This window comes from Exiguobacterium sp. UBA7533, from assembly GCF_002479335.1.
Lineage (GTDB): Bacteria > Bacillota > Bacilli > Exiguobacteriales > Exiguobacteriaceae > Exiguobacterium_A.
In genome coordinates, this window is the sequence record NZ_DLMP01000005.1 from 550,874 (window position 1) to 567,551 (window position 16,678).

The following is a 16,678-nucleotide window of genomic DNA, read 5'->3' on the forward strand; positions in this document are numbered from 1 at the left end:
ACCCATGACACCAGCCGATTCTTCCGAACTCTTGATTGAGGAATCGTCGATCCGCGTCCAGACGACGTTTGATCGAGACAAGACGAAACGCTATTTACGCAGCTATATCTTTGACGACATCGCAGAAGGAACGCACGTCGCCGCTTTAATTTACACACCACGGACGACGGATGCCTTTCTCTCTGGAACGACGACACAACGTGCGTACAATTTGATGAAGAAGTATGTCAATGACCCCGTCAAACAATATGACATCATCAGTTTGATGCCGGACCTTCTCGTCAGCGAGGATCTACCGTTCGCTCAAGCAAGCTTCGATGAGACGAACTATGAGTTCGTAGCGAAGACGCTTGCCGATGTCAAAGCGAAAAATGGCGTCGTCCTCTGTGGCTGGGGTTCTCCTGGTCGTCTGATGCACCACTTGCCGGCATATGAGGAACTGTTTGATCAATATGCTGACATCCTTTATTGCTCCGGCATCACGAACAAAGGTGAACCGAACCATCTGCGCTTGACGATGGACGATAGTCCAATGATCACGTATAACGACATGAAACAAAAAGCGAAAAAATTGCGTCGTAAATGACACAATAGACCCTTCCTTAATGGATAGGGTCTTTTTTTGAAACATTTTCCAAACATATTTCGTATAATCAAGGTCTACTTCAATCATTACATAGTAAGGAAGGTCATATGATGCCATTTTGGGATGAAGATCTACAAGAAGAAACGATCATTTCAGTCAAAGAAACAGACATCACACGAATCGAGCAAGCCGTCAGCGGTCGACTCCCCGCTCGCTACCTCAAACAGATGCGAAAGCAAAACGGTGGTGTTCCAGAAGCGAAGGTCGTGATGGTCGAGTTCGAGAATACATGGTCGGACGAAGAAACGGGTCTACATCTTCCGCTCTGCTCGATGACATCATTGACATTCGAGCGGTATCTGGACGAATTGTCGGTCCTCCGGGAATGGGACGTCGAAGGGAACGTCATGATGTTCGCTGAAGGAGAAGGTAGCTATTTTTGGTACTTCCACTTTACGGAAGATACTGAGCCGACTGTCTGGTGTCTCGACATTTCGGACGAGACGACCCATTTCGTTGCGTCAACCTACGACGAGTGGTTAACGAAGCTGAGTAGCGATGTTCCGGAAGTCGTCATGCCGGATGTCGTATTTCTGACGTTACCTGAAATCAAGGACATTCTCCGTGGAGATGATGAAAACGAAAAACTCCTCGCCTACTCCCACTGGATGATTCTCGATGAAGAACAAGAAGAACTCATCGAAGCGTTCATGACACTGATCGAACGAAACGACCAGCCTGATTTCCTTGGCTCTTATGCGTATTACCTCATAGAAGTCTTGACGAACAACCCGGATTTATTAGACCAGAAACGAGATGTCGTCACTGCCTTGATCCTCAGCAAAGGTGACGATCTCGATGCAGAGGATCTGTTGTCTTGGATGGACGAAGAGAAAGACGAAGAGTTATGACCTAAACCATAAAGCCAGTATTCCTCGTCCAAACGGATGACGAATACTGGCTTGTTGCATGCATGTAAAATCTTTTAAGACAACATCAACTCAAGCAGGCAGTCGACAAGATCCTTCTCCAGTTCAAGTGCTTGCAACTGGTGCATCATGTTGACCGGATCGAGCTTTTGTGACAATAGACGGTACAAACGGTCCTTCAGGTCATAGCTGATTTCCGCTTGATCGAGGAACGCATACAACCGGTCCATCTTGTTCTCGTTCGTCGACATCTCGACTTGGAGCGACAACGTGATCGTATCCGTCACTTCACCGAGTTCGACACGAAGTGACTGCGTCGCATGATCATAGACGCCGGTGACACTTTCCCCGTCGCGCTGGACGTAACCTTCGCGGACCCCGCGTAAAATCAATGTGATTGACCGATTTTCCGGTAGCAAGTCACGATGTCCAGTCGGTGCAGCGATCGTCAGTTCACGCGCTTCCCAGTCGAGCGCGAATGTCGTCTCAACATTGACGCCATCGCGGTGTGCAATCCCTGTGCTGTCGTCTTCAAACAACGTAAACCGGTTCGAGGCTCCTGGGAAGACGACAACTTCGAGATCGTCCGGATTATGCAATGCATTCGAATGTTCGAGATGACGACCGAGTGGGACGATCGCACCGGCTTTCGCAAGTACGCCTTGGTCTTCGAGATAGCGGAACAGACGGATCTGTTTGCCACCTCGATAACGGTGCCCATTGAAGAAATCGAACCATTCTCCTTCTGGCAACCATGCAGTCGCAGCCGTCATGTGCAGTTTCCGGTGCATCGGTGTGACCATCGGCGCGACGATTAATTCCGTTCCGAAGTAGAACTGATTCGGGACATTGTATGCTTGATCGTCTTCTGGATGCTCATAATACATTGGTGAGACGAGGGGCAAGCCGTCAAAGTGATTGCGGGCATTCATCGTGTAGATGTACGGCACGAGCTGATGCCGAAGTCGTAAATATTTCTTCATGACGTTCGCCGCATCGGTCGAATAGCGCCATGGTTCCTTCCCATTGAAGATGCTCATCGTACTATGCAGACGCATAATCGGACTGAAGACACCGTACTGGAGCCAACGTGTCGATAACTCGTCATCTTTTTCCCCGCGCTGGTGACCCCCGATATCATGACTCCACCATCCGTAACCGATGTTCGACGCCGTCGCCGTGAAATACGGCTGGAATTGGAGTGATGCCCACGAGATGATCGTATCACCCGAGAAACCGACCGGATAACGGTGACTTCCGGGTCCCGCGTAACGTGAGAAGATCAACGGTCGATTACCATCGCGGGCGATATCGAGTGCGTGGTAATGATTGAGCATCCAGAGCGGATCAAGCCCTTTCATCTTCGAGTTCGCACCCTGTTGCCAGTCGATCCACCAGAAGTCGACGCCATCCGCCTCATGCGGATGATGCAACTTCGTGAAGTAGTTCTCGATAAACGTCCGGTCCGAAAAATCAAACGGAATCCGGACATCCGATTCGGGATCAACACCCATCGCGACCGCCATCGCCTCGTATGCTTCCTCAAACCCACGCACACCGTCCGCCGGATGCAAGTTGAGCGTGACCATCCGATCGTCGTCCTTCAACCATTGCAAGAATCCGCGTGGATCCGGGAACAAATCACGGTTCCACGTATAACCCGTCCAACCGCTTCCGTATCGTTCCGGAATATCGGTAACGTGCCAGTCCATATCAATGACGCTGACCGAGAATGGAATATCTTCCGTCTTGAAGCGTGTCATCAAGTCCTTATATTCTTTCTCACTATATCGCCAGTAGCGACTCCACCAGTTGCCAAGTACCTGACGCGGTAACATCGGTGTCGGTCCTGTCAGGTGGTAGAAGTCACGCAGTGCCTGTTTGTAGTCGTGACCGTATCCGAAATAATAGATGTCATGCGTACCAGAGCGACGCGGTTCGACGAAGTGGTCTTCCGTCAGTACGAAGGCGTTCGAATCGTCGATCGCCGCGTATCCTTGCCGTGAGACAATTCCTTCCTCGAGAGGAATGACACCGTCCGCGTGGTCAAGCGTCCGTGCCGTTCCTTTTAACGTCCGGAGCGGTCCGCCGAACGTATAACGGCTGTAATAGGTACTGAAGTTCCCTAAGACATCGATATAAAGTGTGTTCGCAGCGAACGGTCCCTTTGTATAATGCAGATGGACGTGCTCGGTGATGATTTGCAATTCTTCCTCGTTTTCGACGATGCGGTAAGCAGGTACCGGGAAATCACGATTGAAGACCGTTTGGGTCGGTCGATCCTCGAATTGTCCATCCGCCGCGTATTCGAGTCGGATCATCCGACTCGTCAAGACCGTGAAACGGTAGACATCTCCTTGGATGATAGCGTCTGGTCGTGCTTGTGGTTTCATGTCGCGCGTGTAGAAATGGGATTCATCAATTGTTCGCATACGGGTTCGGGACTTCCGTCCCTTTCACTTCCTTCCAGGCTAAGTAGTGTGCAACCGATTACACATCTAGTGTATAAGAGTTCATGTTCCCACTTCAAGGAAGAATCAACCTAAAAATGTCCCGCACCTGAAAATAGATGCGGGACGTTACGTCATAATAAGGGTGAAATCAAGCGCGAAAGTGACTCGAAAATCCGGAAGCGGAGCGGGCGTTTGACGTAATCATTCGATGATAACTGAATCGAGACGTCGAAATCAGCAATGAAGTCACGCTCGAGCTGCTCGGCACTTTCCGTATCGTACAGGAACGCCATTAGTTCATAGTTGAGGACAAAACTGCGAATGTCCATGTTTGCCGTTCCGACGGCACCGATCTTGCCGTCGACGAGAAACAGTTTGGCATGGATGAAGTGACGGTTGTACGTGTAAATCTTGACCCCATCTTTCAGGAGTGGTCCAAAGTAGGAACGGGTGCCGTAGTAAGACGTAAAACTATCGCCTTTCCCCGGTGTCAGGATGCGGACGTCAAGCCCGGCACGTGCAGCAAGTCGAAGTAGCGTCATCGTCTCATTGTCCGGAATCAAATACGGTGTCGCAATCCAGATCGAGCGTTGCGCCGAGATGATGGCCGCAATCAAGGCATTGCGAATCGCGGGATCCTTCGAGGTCGGTCCGCTCGTGACGATTTGAATCGCTCCGTCGGACGCCACATCATGTTTCGGGAAGTACTGGTGGATTGTCTCTTCCCCCGCAAACGTCTCCCATGTGTCGTCCGATTCGATTTGGGCATAAATCCAGTCGTCGAGGAACGTCGCTTGTAATTCCTTAACGGCACGTCCTTCGAGCCGTAAATGCGTATCGCGCCAAAACCCGAACTTCTTACTCTTGCTGTCGTACTCATCACCGACGTTCAGTCCACCGGTGAAGCCAACCTTCCCATCAACGACGACGATTTTCCGGTGATTGCGGAAGTTCGCCGTGAAGATGAATAAGGGACTCGAGATTGGATCATAGGCTGCGATATGTGCCCCAGCGTCGCGTAACGGACGTAGGAAATTCTCACCAAGCATATAGCTTCCAAGTCCGTCATACATGAACCGCACTTCGACTCCCGCTTCGAGTCGCTCGATCAATGCTTCCCGGATTGCCTTGCCTGTCTCATCGTTTCGATAGATGTAGTACTGGATGTGGACGTGATGTTTCGCTTGACGAATTGCGTCAAGAATCGCCGGGAACGTCTCTTCCCCGTTCGTCAGAATCTCACTTGCTGTATGAACGTCCACCCCGCCACCACCGAAGTTGCGAATCGTGTTCGCAAGCTTCAAGTGATTCGGTGGCAATTCACTGACGGCAAGCGACCGGACTGGACGAATCGCTTGTTTCAGCAATTTTCGTTCGTCATGCGAACGACGATTCCGGCGGCGACGCCGTGGATTCCGACCGAACATCAACCAGATGATGACACCGAGAATCGGTAAGAAAATCAGGACGAGAAACCAAGCAATCGTTGATTCCGCTGTCCGGTTCTCGATGAAGATGATCATGATGACGGCGAGCGGCACAACCGTCGCTGAAATCGTTAAGACATAAAATAAATAGCCGAGTTGATATAGTCCCCAAATAATTCCGCCGGCGACTAAAAATACAAGCGCGAATTGTAAAATCCGGTTGCGCACAGACCTTCCTCCTTCAATTAACATACCTTCACTAGTATTCTTTCCCCATTCACTATGAAAATATAACAAAAAAGAGAAACCGCAGATACGGTTTCTCTAAAGATTGACCTTTTATAAAAAGTTTTCTTCGTACATCTCACGACCGGGTATCGGATCGTTCAGAGATGCCCAGTCTGTTTCGTCTTCCTGGACGAGACTCGCATCAAACAACGCTTCGAGCTTCTCTTGTTCTAGTCCGATCCCAATCAAGACTAGTTCCGTCCGTCGATCCTCGTCTGATGCAAAGCGACCGGCGTATTCCATGTTCGACGCATATCCTGCCTGATGGAACAACAGTGCCATCTCAGGACGTGTCGCGAGGAACAAGAATCCTTTCGCCCGGACGACTTCTTGCGGCCAGTCTTCAATCAAGGCTAGCAAGCGCTCAGGGTGGAACGGCACGTTGCGCTTGTAGACGAATGAACTGATCCCGTACTCTTCCGTTTCCGGAATATGTTCTTCCGCATTCAACTCACGGATCCAGCCAGCACTCGCTGCCGCTTGTTCAAAATCAAATAGATCAACGTCTAAGATGTCTGCCGGATCGACTTGACCATATGTCGTCTCGATCAAGCGGGCAACTGGATTCAATGCCTTCAGATAGCCGATGACGGTATGGCGTTCTTCCGGTGTCAGGCGATCGACTTTATTTAAGACGATGATGTCCGCAAACTCGACTTGGTCGACGAGTAGATCGACGACTTCGCGCACGTCTGTCTCATCGACTGCCTGTCTGCGCTCGATCAACGACTCACCGGATTCGAAGTCCTTCAGGAAACGGTACCCATCGATGACCGTGACCATCGCATTGATTTTCGTGACATGTGATAAATCGATTGCGCTGTCCGGATCTTCATACGTGAAGGTCTGGGCGACCGGAATCGGTTCCGAGATACCACTCGATTCGATGACGATCCCGTCAATATTGCCTTGGTCGACGAGGCGTTTGACTTCAAGCAACAGATCATCACGCAATGTGCAGCAAATGCAGCCGTTCGAAAGCGTGACGAACGACTCTTCCGTTCGCGAGAATCCGCCTTGCTCAATCAATGCCGCGTCAATGTTGACCTCACTCATGTCGTTGACGATGATCGCGAGGCGGCGCCCTTTGCGATTATGTAGTAAATAGTTCAATAGTGTCGTTTTACCGGATCCTAAATAACCGGATAAAACGGTGATCGATATCGGTTGCATCATCATTCATCTCCTAAAACGTAATTGTTACGTTTTATAGAGTAACCGACTTTTTAACTGACGTCAATCGTAATGATTTCGATTTATTTTGTTTCCAAAAAAAAGCTGATAAGTGTCGACTCAAGGAGTAGACGGGGCTGGCTCCAAAAAAAATGACGCATCTTCTCACGCCCTTTCCTCAGGCGAGACACAAGCCAGTTTTCCTGCTTCCTTCAAGCAGGAAAGCGGGTCTTGTTTGTCTCTGACAGCGCATAATGCGCTTTTTCCTGTAGGAGTGGCGTGTGACGCGTCATTCTTTGTAGATACTGGCTTTAGAGTCAGCTCCGTCAGATATTCCGAAGCACAAGAAAAGAAACTTTTTTCGCTCGTAATCGCTTCCTAGAGAAATACAGGCAGGAGCGACCCTGCAACGAAGTGAAGCGGCGCGATGCTTGTCCCAGGAAAACGATTCGAGCGAAACGAAAAAACGTAACCTTACTACTGACTTTGAATCGGTAAATCCCATGTCGTCCCGATCAAATCCGTGATCCGCTCCGCTGCCTCATGCGAAAAACCAGCAATCGTGTAATGATTCGTATCTGCAATCACATGATACATCCCGTTCGGTAAACTGTCGGCGAACTCAGCGTGAGCCGCATTGATTTGTTCGGTCAATGCCGGATTCAACCAACTTTCCGGCATGCCGCCTGCCCAGTTCGAAGCAGACAGGACGAGGACCGGCTGCGTCACGTCTTCGATCAACGAAAGAATCATCTGATTGTTCTCCTCTACCGATTGCCATTCATCGAGCGTTCCCCGCCAATGCCCAGGTGCCGCAAAATGCTGCCACATCGGCAATTGATCAGCCTCCGGTAAGACACTGAACATCTTTTTTCCCAAACGGTCAGGGATCATCCAAGCAATCGGTCGAATGTGACTAAGGAAATAGAGGAATCGATTCCACTCTTCTTGTGTTCGTTCGTACCAGTTCGGCAATGCCGCATCGACATCTGGGTGCGACGGATCAAGCAAGACGATGCCGCGTGTCTCGTCTGCAAATAATCGTCCACTCGCGAGCGAAATATAGGCTCCGAGCGAGTGACCGATGAAGACATACGGTCCTTCAACTCGAAGCATCCGTAAAACATCTGCCAACTCATCCGCTTGATGTGTAAAGAGTCGTTTGTTTTTGCCACGACTCGACCGCCCATAACCGAGACGCGAATATTCAAAGACCCGTCCCCTTTTCAATAATTCAGTTCGGAGCCAACCCCACTGATGCCGATTCGACATCATCCCGTGATCGAGGACGAATGTGACGTCCCCGCTTCCCGTCAACCGGGTATCAAATCGACCGGCTGATGTTTCGACGATATATTCCATACGCTATCCCTACTTCCATTCATTCAAATAACGAGATCTCTAATTCGTACCCAAGGATGTTCAAGTAATCAAATAACTGGGATCGATGATGATAGAGATGCACGACTGCTTCAATCGCCCAACCATGCATCGAATCGGTAACTCCCCAGTACGTCGGACGCGTCGAAAATCCGGCCGTGACTTTTTCTTGATAGACCCGAAACGCTTGATCGATTCGCTCTGATAACTGATTGCACATGACCGGTTCCGCATAAAATGCCTGCATCGCTTCTGCCGTCGCTCCTTCTGCGAGCATCAAATCGGCTTCAAGTAATACAGCGAGATGGACGGCGACTTCACCGACGGTCCGCTTCCCAGGGATCGGTTGCGTGTTCCAGTCCTTTGCTTCGATCTTCTCAAACAAGACTTTCGACGTCTTTACACCAACACTGACATGGCGAATGAGAGCACGTTCCCAGTCAGTCATGCGCGTTCCCCCAAGCAATTGCGCGGAGTTCGAGTTCCTTGACGAACGTATCCTTACCGGCGATATAGGCTTCGATATCAAGCGGATATGTTGTCGCTAACTGTTCCTTTAATGCCCCGTAAGCAGCGGCTTCTTCTGGATGTTTGCGTAAGTAATCCCGGAAGACGAGATGACGCTTGATTTCTGGATTTCCCGTCGCATAGAGATGAATATGATGCGTCCGTTCGTCTCCACCTTTTCGGTAATAGCGACGTCCCGGCATCCCGAATTCACCCTTCGCCTCGTAGCCGATTGCTTCCATCCGTGCGTCGAACTGCTCGATCCCCTCGAGCGCATCGACGACGGGCAGTATATCGATGATCGGTTTTGCTGCGAGTCCAGGAACTGATGTACTTCCCATATGATGAATCTGCTTAAGACGTGCTCCAAACACCTCTCGTAACCGGTCCGCTTCTCGTGTATATGCACTCGCCCATTCTGATTGATACGGTAACACAATGACTTGTCGCATGGTCGTTTCCCCCTCTAAATTCAGTATGCCAGTTTTTGGGGTAAAACAAAACGACCATCCGCTTTGGAGGTCGTTTCGTTACGCATGGTGTCCGATGTTCGTTAATCCTTTAGATAATCATACAGTTTCGCAGGTCCACCCAGTCGGAGATCGGCGATGATATGCTGGGCATCGACGATCTTTCGAACAGGGAAGTCAGCGAGTGGTGCCATGACATGTTCAAACAATTGAAGCCGAGCCGGTCCACGGTATGCTTCTTTAATCTCAAGATCCGTGATTTGACTGCGTGTCAGTTCAGAGATGATCAACTCGCCTTGATAGCCGCGATGTTGTTTGAGCATGAACTGCGGCGCACCGACAATTGACTGTGCCTCTTCGACTGCCATCGGAACGTATTTATATCCCATCGTCGCTTGTGCGACGCGGAGCGAATGATAGTCAAGCGTTCCAACGAGTACATCATTGTCGAGATAAAGCCGGGGTGAACCATACTTCTTCGGAAAAGCAGCCACTTCACGACCAGAGGCGATTGCCGGCTGATTGTTGACATACATTGAGAGGTAAAACTCACCAACCTCCCCTTGATACCGAACCGGAATGACTTGTCCGCACTCGAGATAACTCCCAAGACCCGTGCTATCCGGCATATTGATGATCTCGAACTTGATCTGATTGCTCAGCACCTCAAGCGGTTCCGGAACGACTGCTTGTAACGCTTCGATGTCCGTCTCATAGATGATGTTCAAGTATTCCCGATTCCGAAAGAAGATATCGACTGCCGGAAAAACCGGCGCATTGATCGGCGTCGCGACGACGTTCTTTACATCGCTCTGTTTCATTTGAATCCCTCCTTTATGCGTTTAACAATGCGGCAAAGCGTGTGACACTTGTTTCAAAATCAGGAACTGTCTTCGCTGCTTGCGCTTCTTCGACGATTTCTTGAATGAGCGAGTTGAACGGCGTTTTGATATCGTACGTGTTGCCGTACATCGTGACGATCCCATTGATGAAACGAATTTCGGTCGGTTGACCTTTTTGTAAGTCCTGCAACATGCTTGCTTCTAAGTCACGCGACCCGTGCATCAATTGTGGTACGGTGATCAGTTTTTCATCGATATCGTCTAGTGTTGCGTAAGCTGCCGGCTCAAACGTACTCATCGGCGCGAATGTGATGCCGTGAGCGTGACCGACCTCAACGACTTCCTGCATCGTATGGATTGCTGCCCGTAACAAGACAGGATGATCGAGAACGTCGCCGTACGTACCGTTACACGCAGCGGATAACCCGCTGAACGTACTATTGATGACGAGTTTTGACCATTTCGTTCCCGGTAGATTATCAGAGATTTCTGTCCCACCGATGTGATCAAGGATTTCCTTCAGTTGGACGATCCGATCCGTCTTCTTCCCGTCCAGTTCACCGATTTGCATCGCATACGTCTTGAAATGTTCGTAATCTGATGTCAGGCGTGACTCGCCAGGTCCGACGTATGTCGCTCCGAACTCGACGGATCCCGCAATGATACGTTCGCTTGGAATCTGTTGTTGAATGAACTCTTCCGGTACACCGTTTTGCAAGGAGACGAGAATGCCGTCTTCCTTCAAGATCGTCCGCACTTTCGCGAGGACCGGTTCATTGTAGACCTGCTTCGTCAGCAATAATATGATATCGTACGTCTCTGTGATGTCATCCGGATGAATTGCATGAACAGCTTGCGTTAAATCCGGACCAATGACGTGTGCCCCTGTTGTGTTCAGTGCCTCAATATGTGCACGGTTCGTATCAATCAAATCGACACCCGCATACTGTTGACTTAGATAAGCTCCCATGATGGTTCCAAGGGATCCTGCTCCGTAAATTCCGATTTTCATTTCTATCACCTCTGGTATATACGGTATACTAGTTTCATCATAAACAAAAATATATATAATTATATATTTTGATAACCTATAGGTTATGTCAGGAGGAGATCATGGAACTCTTACATTTAAATTATTTTCGACACGTCGCAGAGGAATTGAACGTAACGCGTGCTGCCGAACGATTATTCATCAGCCAACCTGCCCTTAGTGCGACGATCAAAAAGCTGGAGCGTGAATTGAACACGACATTATTTCATCGAAAAGGCAGAACGATCAGTTTGACTGAAAATGGTCGACTGTTACTTCAGTCTGTCGAAAAAATCGAACAAGAGTTGACACGTGTTCAGGAACGAATGGTACGAAACGATGCATCAACGGAAACACCACTCAGTCTTGCCAGTTCACATGGTCGCTTCATCCAATTGATTCTACGGGAGTTTCTTCTTCCACAAACTGCTCCCTTGTTCAACTCGGACATCCTCTCGAACCGTGAAATCCTGAGCGGTCTCCTTCATCAAGAATTCCATTTCTCAATCAGCTTCATGGAACTCAAACATCCGCTCATTACGAGTGAACCAATCGTGGAAGAGGAGATCGTCATCACCTACCCTGCTTCCTATTCAGAGAAAGAAGCGATTACAGCACTCTATACGGATGCAACGGAGACTGCCTTTTTGTTTCCCTCCCACAATAAGGACTACAACCGCTTCATCCAATTGAAGATGGCGGAACTGAACATCTATGCCGATACCACGCACTACATCGATGATGTCTCACTTCAGCTCGCCTTACGCCAGCAACGGTATTTCAGCTTCGTTCCTGTTTCCGTTTGTCGGGAGATGGGACTTCCCTTCATTACGGACGATGTATTTACAGTAAAGTCACAACTCTACATGTCGCACGCGACGGATCAATTGACGGTCGAGCAAGCAATCATCTATGAACGCATTAAACGGTTTCTGCTCTCACGACGCACTTATCTTTCCAAATAAAAACGGATGCCTGCATATGCAGACATCCGTGTGAGATATTACTTCGTGATGAAGTAGCGTGACTGATCGAGATGATCCTTAGCTGTATAGATGTTGAGTTTGTACGAGCCGTTCGTCAATGCCTTACGCATCTTCAAGACATAGTTCCCGTGCTGATCCGCCACGTCTTGAGCAATCAATTGATAACCAGACTCTGTTTTTTGGTAGAGACGGACGATTTGACGTTTTTCGACTTTACCTGTCAACGTCTTTTTACCTGACCATTTTTTGACCGGGTATGTGTTCTTAATCGTGAACGACGCTTTTTTCGTGATTTTGTTCGAGATGTCTGTCGACTTGACCGTATATGTTCCAGTCGTTAGACCGTTCTTGACCGCAATCTTGAAACCACTTGCCGTCGTTTTTGCTTTCGCAATTTTCGTTGATCCTTTATAGAGCGTCACGTCGAGACCTTCCGTTGCTTTACCGCGGAGGACCGTTGAACCGTAGACTGCTGACTTTTTATCGATCGCTGGTGTCGCAACGACACCTGTGCCGACTGTGACGTTCGTTTCTGTCTTCATGAAGCTGAGTTCAGAGACAATCGTCAACTGATCACGCAATTTGAGCGGACGTGTCACGACTTCGTATTGACCCGCTTCGTTTGCTGTAGCTGTACCAAGGACTTTATCACCGAGTTTGACCGTGACTGTTGCGCCCGGAACGGCTTGACCAGTAACGACTTTCGCACCTGGTTTAACTGCTTTTGCCGAGACCGTGAAGTCTTTCATCGGCACGTTCATGTTGAATTTAAGGAACGTACCTGTCTCGCCCGGACGTGTTACACCTGTATTCGTGATGCCTTCGTACCGCTTAACGTACGGTGCAGCTGCAGCCGCTGAATCAAAGCTGACCGTCATCGGTCTGCTTGCAACGAGTGACCAGTTGTCGTCCGCTTTGTAATCAACCGGTTGTTTCGCCTTGATATAGTCCGAGATGACGTTACGTGTTTCGTAAGCCGATTTGTAGACGATATTTTGACCTTTCCCAAGACCCGGGAACGTCGCACTGCCTGCGCGGTAGTTGTTCGTCGCGACGAGGAATTCTTGGTCGTCTGTGATCGCTTTGCCTTGATACTTGATGTTTTGGACGCGGTGCTCTAAATCTTTATTTTTATCGATTAATACACCCTCTGCATCAAACTTCGCTGGTTTCGTGATGTCGATTTCGTACGTCAATCCGTCGAGGATATCGAAGTTGTAGCTTCGGAATTCTTTATTCAACAACTCTGTCTGCTCACCGTCGACTTGATTGAATTGCCCTGCGGACATCTCGAGCCAATCCTTGACGTCAGCCCCTGTTACTTTGACGACTTCAAGTGTATTCGGGTAAACATAGAGATCGGCGACGTTCTTGAGCGCGATCGGTCCTTTTTTAATCAGTGTGTAATCTGACGCGTTGACCTGGTTACGACCACCTGTCTTAAATGGTGCACCGGCTGACAACAACGGGAGATCTTTATACTTCGCAAGATCGGCATTTTCTTTCAGTTGTTTCTCGACATACCATTTTTGAGCGTTCGTCACGAACTGAACTGAATCATCGTCTTGCACGAGAGCGAAGAAGCTCTGGATATCGTCATTGATCGTCCCGACTTCTTGACGGATGTAAGCGAGTGTTCCTTCATGTGCTTTTTCGATCAATTTGACAGCGCCGGCATCTGCTGTCGTATCTTTCGTCACGTCCGCTAGTTTTGCGCCAGACGTATCCACAACCCATTTCCCGTCGACTTGCTTCAATTGAAGATCGATAACACCAACATTTTTTCCTTGTGTGTTTGCCATGACGACTGGTTTACCGTTAATCAGACCGTTCGTTGCATCAACATTTGGTAATCCGTTAAATGCAGATTTCGCATCTGGGAACTTTCCGTGCTGATGACCTGTCATCAAGACATCGATGTCTGCGACTTTCGTTAACGCGTAGCCGACATTCTCATCGCCATCTTTTTGATCCACTGTATCCCCGATACCTGTGTGTGCGAGTGCAACGACGACATCCGCTCCTGCGTCTTTTAATTTCTTCGCTGTTGCTTTCGCAGTCGGGACGATATCTTCAGCCGTGACTTTCCCCGTCAGATTCCCCGCATCCCATGCCATGATTTGTGGCGTGACGACTCCGAACACACCAACCTTGACTGTTTTCATGTCACCGTTCTGATCCTTGACTTGACGTTCGATGATTTGATAGTCTTTTCCATCTTTGTTGTAGTCTGAGACGATCGGCTTTTTCGTGACCGCATCCAATACGTTCGAGTTGACGAACTTGATTGAACCGCTCGAAGCGCTCATCGCTGACTTCAAGAAATCGAGTCCGAAGTTGAATTCATGGTTCCCGAGCGTGACCGCGTCATAACCAAGGTACTCCATCAATTCGTACATCGGATGTTTGCCTTTGTTTCCTTTGTCGTACTGGTTCTTCACGTAATCCCCGAATGGCGTTCCTTGAAGTGTATCTCCGTTATCGAACAAGAAGCTATTCGTAACGCCCACTTCAGCTTGTTGCTGTTTGATGACTGTAGCGGCTTTGACGAGACCAATCGTTTCGTCCTGCGCATCCTTGAAATAATCGTAGTTCATTGAGTTCGTATGTAAATCCGTTGTTTCTAAGAAGCGTAACTTGACGACACTGTTGTCGGCAGCAAGTGTCTTGACTTGAACGACTGGTACGAGCATCGGTGCGATCAATGTCGACGCGATGACGAGTTTCGTTGCTTTTTTCATTTGGATTTCCCCCCAGGAAGTTTTGACTGCTTCATTAATTTAGCATGGTTCGATTATAGCTAATAGTCCTTTCAAATAGGTCGGACATCCGTCTTATTTAACCTACTTAACTAATTCCAAATACTGGCTTAACATTGTTGATTTTACCTTTACAAATCGAGCTCACATGGTAAAAAAAGGAGATACACCACAAAAAAAACGATACATTTCAGGACATGAACCTGAAAACGTATCGTTTATAATTGATGTAGAACGTAATTGTTCATTCTCAACTTCTACAGGAAAAGAAAGCACGTTTTTCGCTTTCGTCAAGGTCAGGTGAGACCCGGTAGACGAAACATAGTTTAGGATACCGCGGCTTACCCGACTGTGGAAAACGAAAATGACAGAAACGTTCTTCGATCAGATTCATGGCATAAGATTTTCACCACTCCACGTCCCTTACACCGTTTTCTCTGGTTTCCGCCGGACGACATAACCAAGAATTCCACCAAGTAACGCAAGTCCTGTTGCGAAAAGCACCGTCCATCCTGCCGTCTGTTGAGCGAACTCGAATAAGACGTCACTCCGCCACTTCATCGCGAACTGAACATATGAAGCTTGACTGACGATGAAGCTGATGACACCGATCGCGATCGCAAAAATGAATGGGTCGATGATCGACTTGAAACTCCGGATACTACAGACGAAGTAAATCACAAATGTCACGAGTAACAACACCCAATACGCACTCTCACTTGAGATGTTTGGTGCCGTCGTTCCGGCCGATTCAGCATCAATTGCTTGGATCGTCTGTCGTGCGACACCGTAATCAACAGGATCAAGCTTCAATTGTGTCGCTGATAAATCTGGACGTTCTCCACCGACTAACGTCAGCAATTGTTCCGTCACCCGATTCGTATCAATCCCATCGACAACTTTCTGAATCGAGTCATTGAGCTGTTCCGTTGAAGTCTCCCCGTTTAGCATCGAGACCGGGATTTCCGCATTCGCTCCAAGGACGTCTGCTTGATACACGACTTGTCCACCATGAATCCAGTCATACATCCCTCCACTTCCGGCGTTCAGACTCGCAACGGTCAATGCCGTTCGTAGTGAGGAATCACCGTCATACTCCGCTTCGTCCTGCACCGTAAAGACAAGTTGAAGCGTACTCGCGAACATCAAAATCAGCAAGCTGGCACGTCCGGCAGCTGTCAGACCGGATAACTTTTGCGGGAAAAACGCCATCCAACCAAGCAGACTGACGACGAGAAGTGGTAAGATCCCGCTCATCGCATAGCCGTCTTGTAACGCAAGGAACGGGACATCGTTTCCGCGTCCGGCAAGGACGAACCAGATGATGCCGACCGTTAAAAAGAAACTGACCGATCGAATCGTCCACCCAAGACGACTTGCCTTAATCCGTAACACTAAAAATAACAGGACGATCAATCCGATACCAAAAACAGAATAAAGCAACGTGCCGTAAGAGACATCGAACGTCAATGGCGCGAGGACTTGTTTTAAGTCAATCCCAAACAACGATAAGACGTCGCCGGCAGAACTTGCATCCAGCACCTGATTGATGATCCCTTCTCGGACTGCGCTCGGCATCGTGATCGACAGCCCACCGACGAACAAAAGCATCAACGAAACAGTGATGTCTGTTTCTTTCCATGTGATATTCGCCTGTTGCATCTGCTTCACGAGATCCTGATAGTCTGAGGATGAGGTGATTTGTGAAGTCAAAAATGCCATCACACCGTAGATGACACCGAAAAAGATGAGACCGATGAGGACGCCATACAGGACGTCCCAGACGGAAAACCGTCGTTGTTTCCTTTCTTGCCTTGACTCCATCCCATTTCCTCCTTTTTATGTCTG

The 16,678-nt window shown here is 48.8% G+C and carries 13 protein-coding genes; 3 read left to right on the forward strand and 10 right to left on the reverse strand.

The features are described from left to right. Window positions 1-4 precede the first annotated feature (4 nt). Both B2U10_RS10475 and B2U10_RS10480 read left to right on the forward strand, forming a co-directional pair. Window positions 5-586, forward strand: a complete 582-nt coding sequence (locus tag B2U10_RS10475) for a DUF1643 domain-containing protein (protein WP_035408471.1) — start codon at window positions 5-7, stop codon at window positions 584-586. 110 nt (window positions 587-696) lie between these two features. Then, window positions 697-1,497: an SMI1/KNR4 family protein gene (locus B2U10_RS10480; RefSeq protein ID WP_290749578.1), complete on the forward strand. Its 801-nt coding sequence runs from the start codon at window positions 697-699 to the stop codon at window positions 1,495-1,497. Between the two features lie 74 nt (window positions 1,498-1,571). On the opposite strand, the gene B2U10_RS10485 is transcribed toward B2U10_RS10480, so the two are convergent. The 8 genes from B2U10_RS10485 to B2U10_RS10520 form a co-directional block, all read right to left on the reverse strand. Further along, window positions 1,572-3,947, reverse strand: coding sequence for a glycoside hydrolase family 31 protein (locus tag B2U10_RS10485; RefSeq protein WP_290774947.1), 2,376 nt, complete (start codon window positions 3,945-3,947; stop codon window positions 1,572-1,574). A 152-nt stretch (window positions 3,948-4,099) separates the two neighbouring features. Continuing rightward, on the reverse strand, window positions 4,100-5,623 hold the full coding sequence (locus tag B2U10_RS10490; RefSeq protein WP_035408477.1) for a cardiolipin synthase: 1,524 nt from the start codon (window positions 5,621-5,623) through the stop codon (window positions 4,100-4,102). A 111-nt stretch (window positions 5,624-5,734) separates the two neighbouring features. Next, window positions 5,735-6,856: a GTP-binding protein gene (locus tag B2U10_RS10495; protein WP_290787704.1), complete on the reverse strand. Its 1,122-nt coding sequence runs from the start codon at window positions 6,854-6,856 to the stop codon at window positions 5,735-5,737. 477 nt (window positions 6,857-7,333) lie between these two features. Next, on the reverse strand, window positions 7,334-8,218 hold the full coding sequence (locus B2U10_RS10500) for an alpha/beta fold hydrolase (protein ID WP_290787472.1): 885 nt from the start codon (window positions 8,216-8,218) through the stop codon (window positions 7,334-7,336). A 19-nt stretch (window positions 8,219-8,237) separates the two neighbouring features. Then, window positions 8,238-8,684 (reverse strand): DinB family protein, encoded by a 447-nt coding sequence (locus tag B2U10_RS10505; RefSeq protein ID WP_290749562.1) that lies wholly within the window; start codon window positions 8,682-8,684, stop codon window positions 8,238-8,240. Beyond that, complete coding sequence (locus B2U10_RS10510; RefSeq protein ID WP_290787475.1) at window positions 8,677-9,195, reverse strand: GrpB family protein; 519 nt, start codon at window positions 9,193-9,195, stop codon at window positions 8,677-8,679. Before B2U10_RS10510 ends, B2U10_RS10505 begins: the two co-directional genes overlap by 8 nt. A 101-nt stretch (window positions 9,196-9,296) precedes the next feature. Then, window positions 9,297-10,034 carry an acetoacetate decarboxylase gene (locus tag B2U10_RS10515; protein WP_214857299.1) on the reverse strand — a complete coding sequence of 246 codons (738 nt, stop codon included), beginning with the start codon at window positions 10,032-10,034 and terminating at the stop codon, window positions 9,297-9,299. A 13-nt stretch (window positions 10,035-10,047) separates the two neighbouring features. Next, a complete protein-coding gene (locus B2U10_RS10520; protein ID WP_290787482.1) occupies window positions 10,048-11,067 on the reverse strand; it encodes a ketopantoate reductase family protein in 1,020 nt (339 codons plus the stop codon). Between the two features lie 101 nt (window positions 11,068-11,168). On the opposite strand from B2U10_RS10520, the gene B2U10_RS10525 reads away from it, so the two are divergent. Next, the gene (locus tag B2U10_RS10525) at window positions 11,169-12,050 is read left to right on the forward strand and encodes a LysR family transcriptional regulator (RefSeq protein ID WP_290787485.1); all 882 of its coding nucleotides are present in this window, start codon (window positions 11,169-11,171) and stop codon (window positions 12,048-12,050) included. A 38-nt stretch (window positions 12,051-12,088) separates the two neighbouring features. Here B2U10_RS10525 and B2U10_RS10530 read toward each other — a convergent pair whose 3' ends face one another. Further along, entirely contained in the window at window positions 12,089-14,812 is a 2,724-nt protein-coding gene (locus tag B2U10_RS10530; RefSeq protein ID WP_290787488.1) for a bifunctional 2',3'-cyclic-nucleotide 2'-phosphodiesterase/3'-nucleotidase, read from the reverse strand. A 441-nt stretch (window positions 14,813-15,253) separates the two neighbouring features. After that, entirely contained in the window at window positions 15,254-16,654 is a 1,401-nt protein-coding gene (locus B2U10_RS10535) for a hypothetical protein (RefSeq protein WP_290787490.1), read from the reverse strand. Window positions 16,655-16,678: the final 24 nt, after the last annotated feature.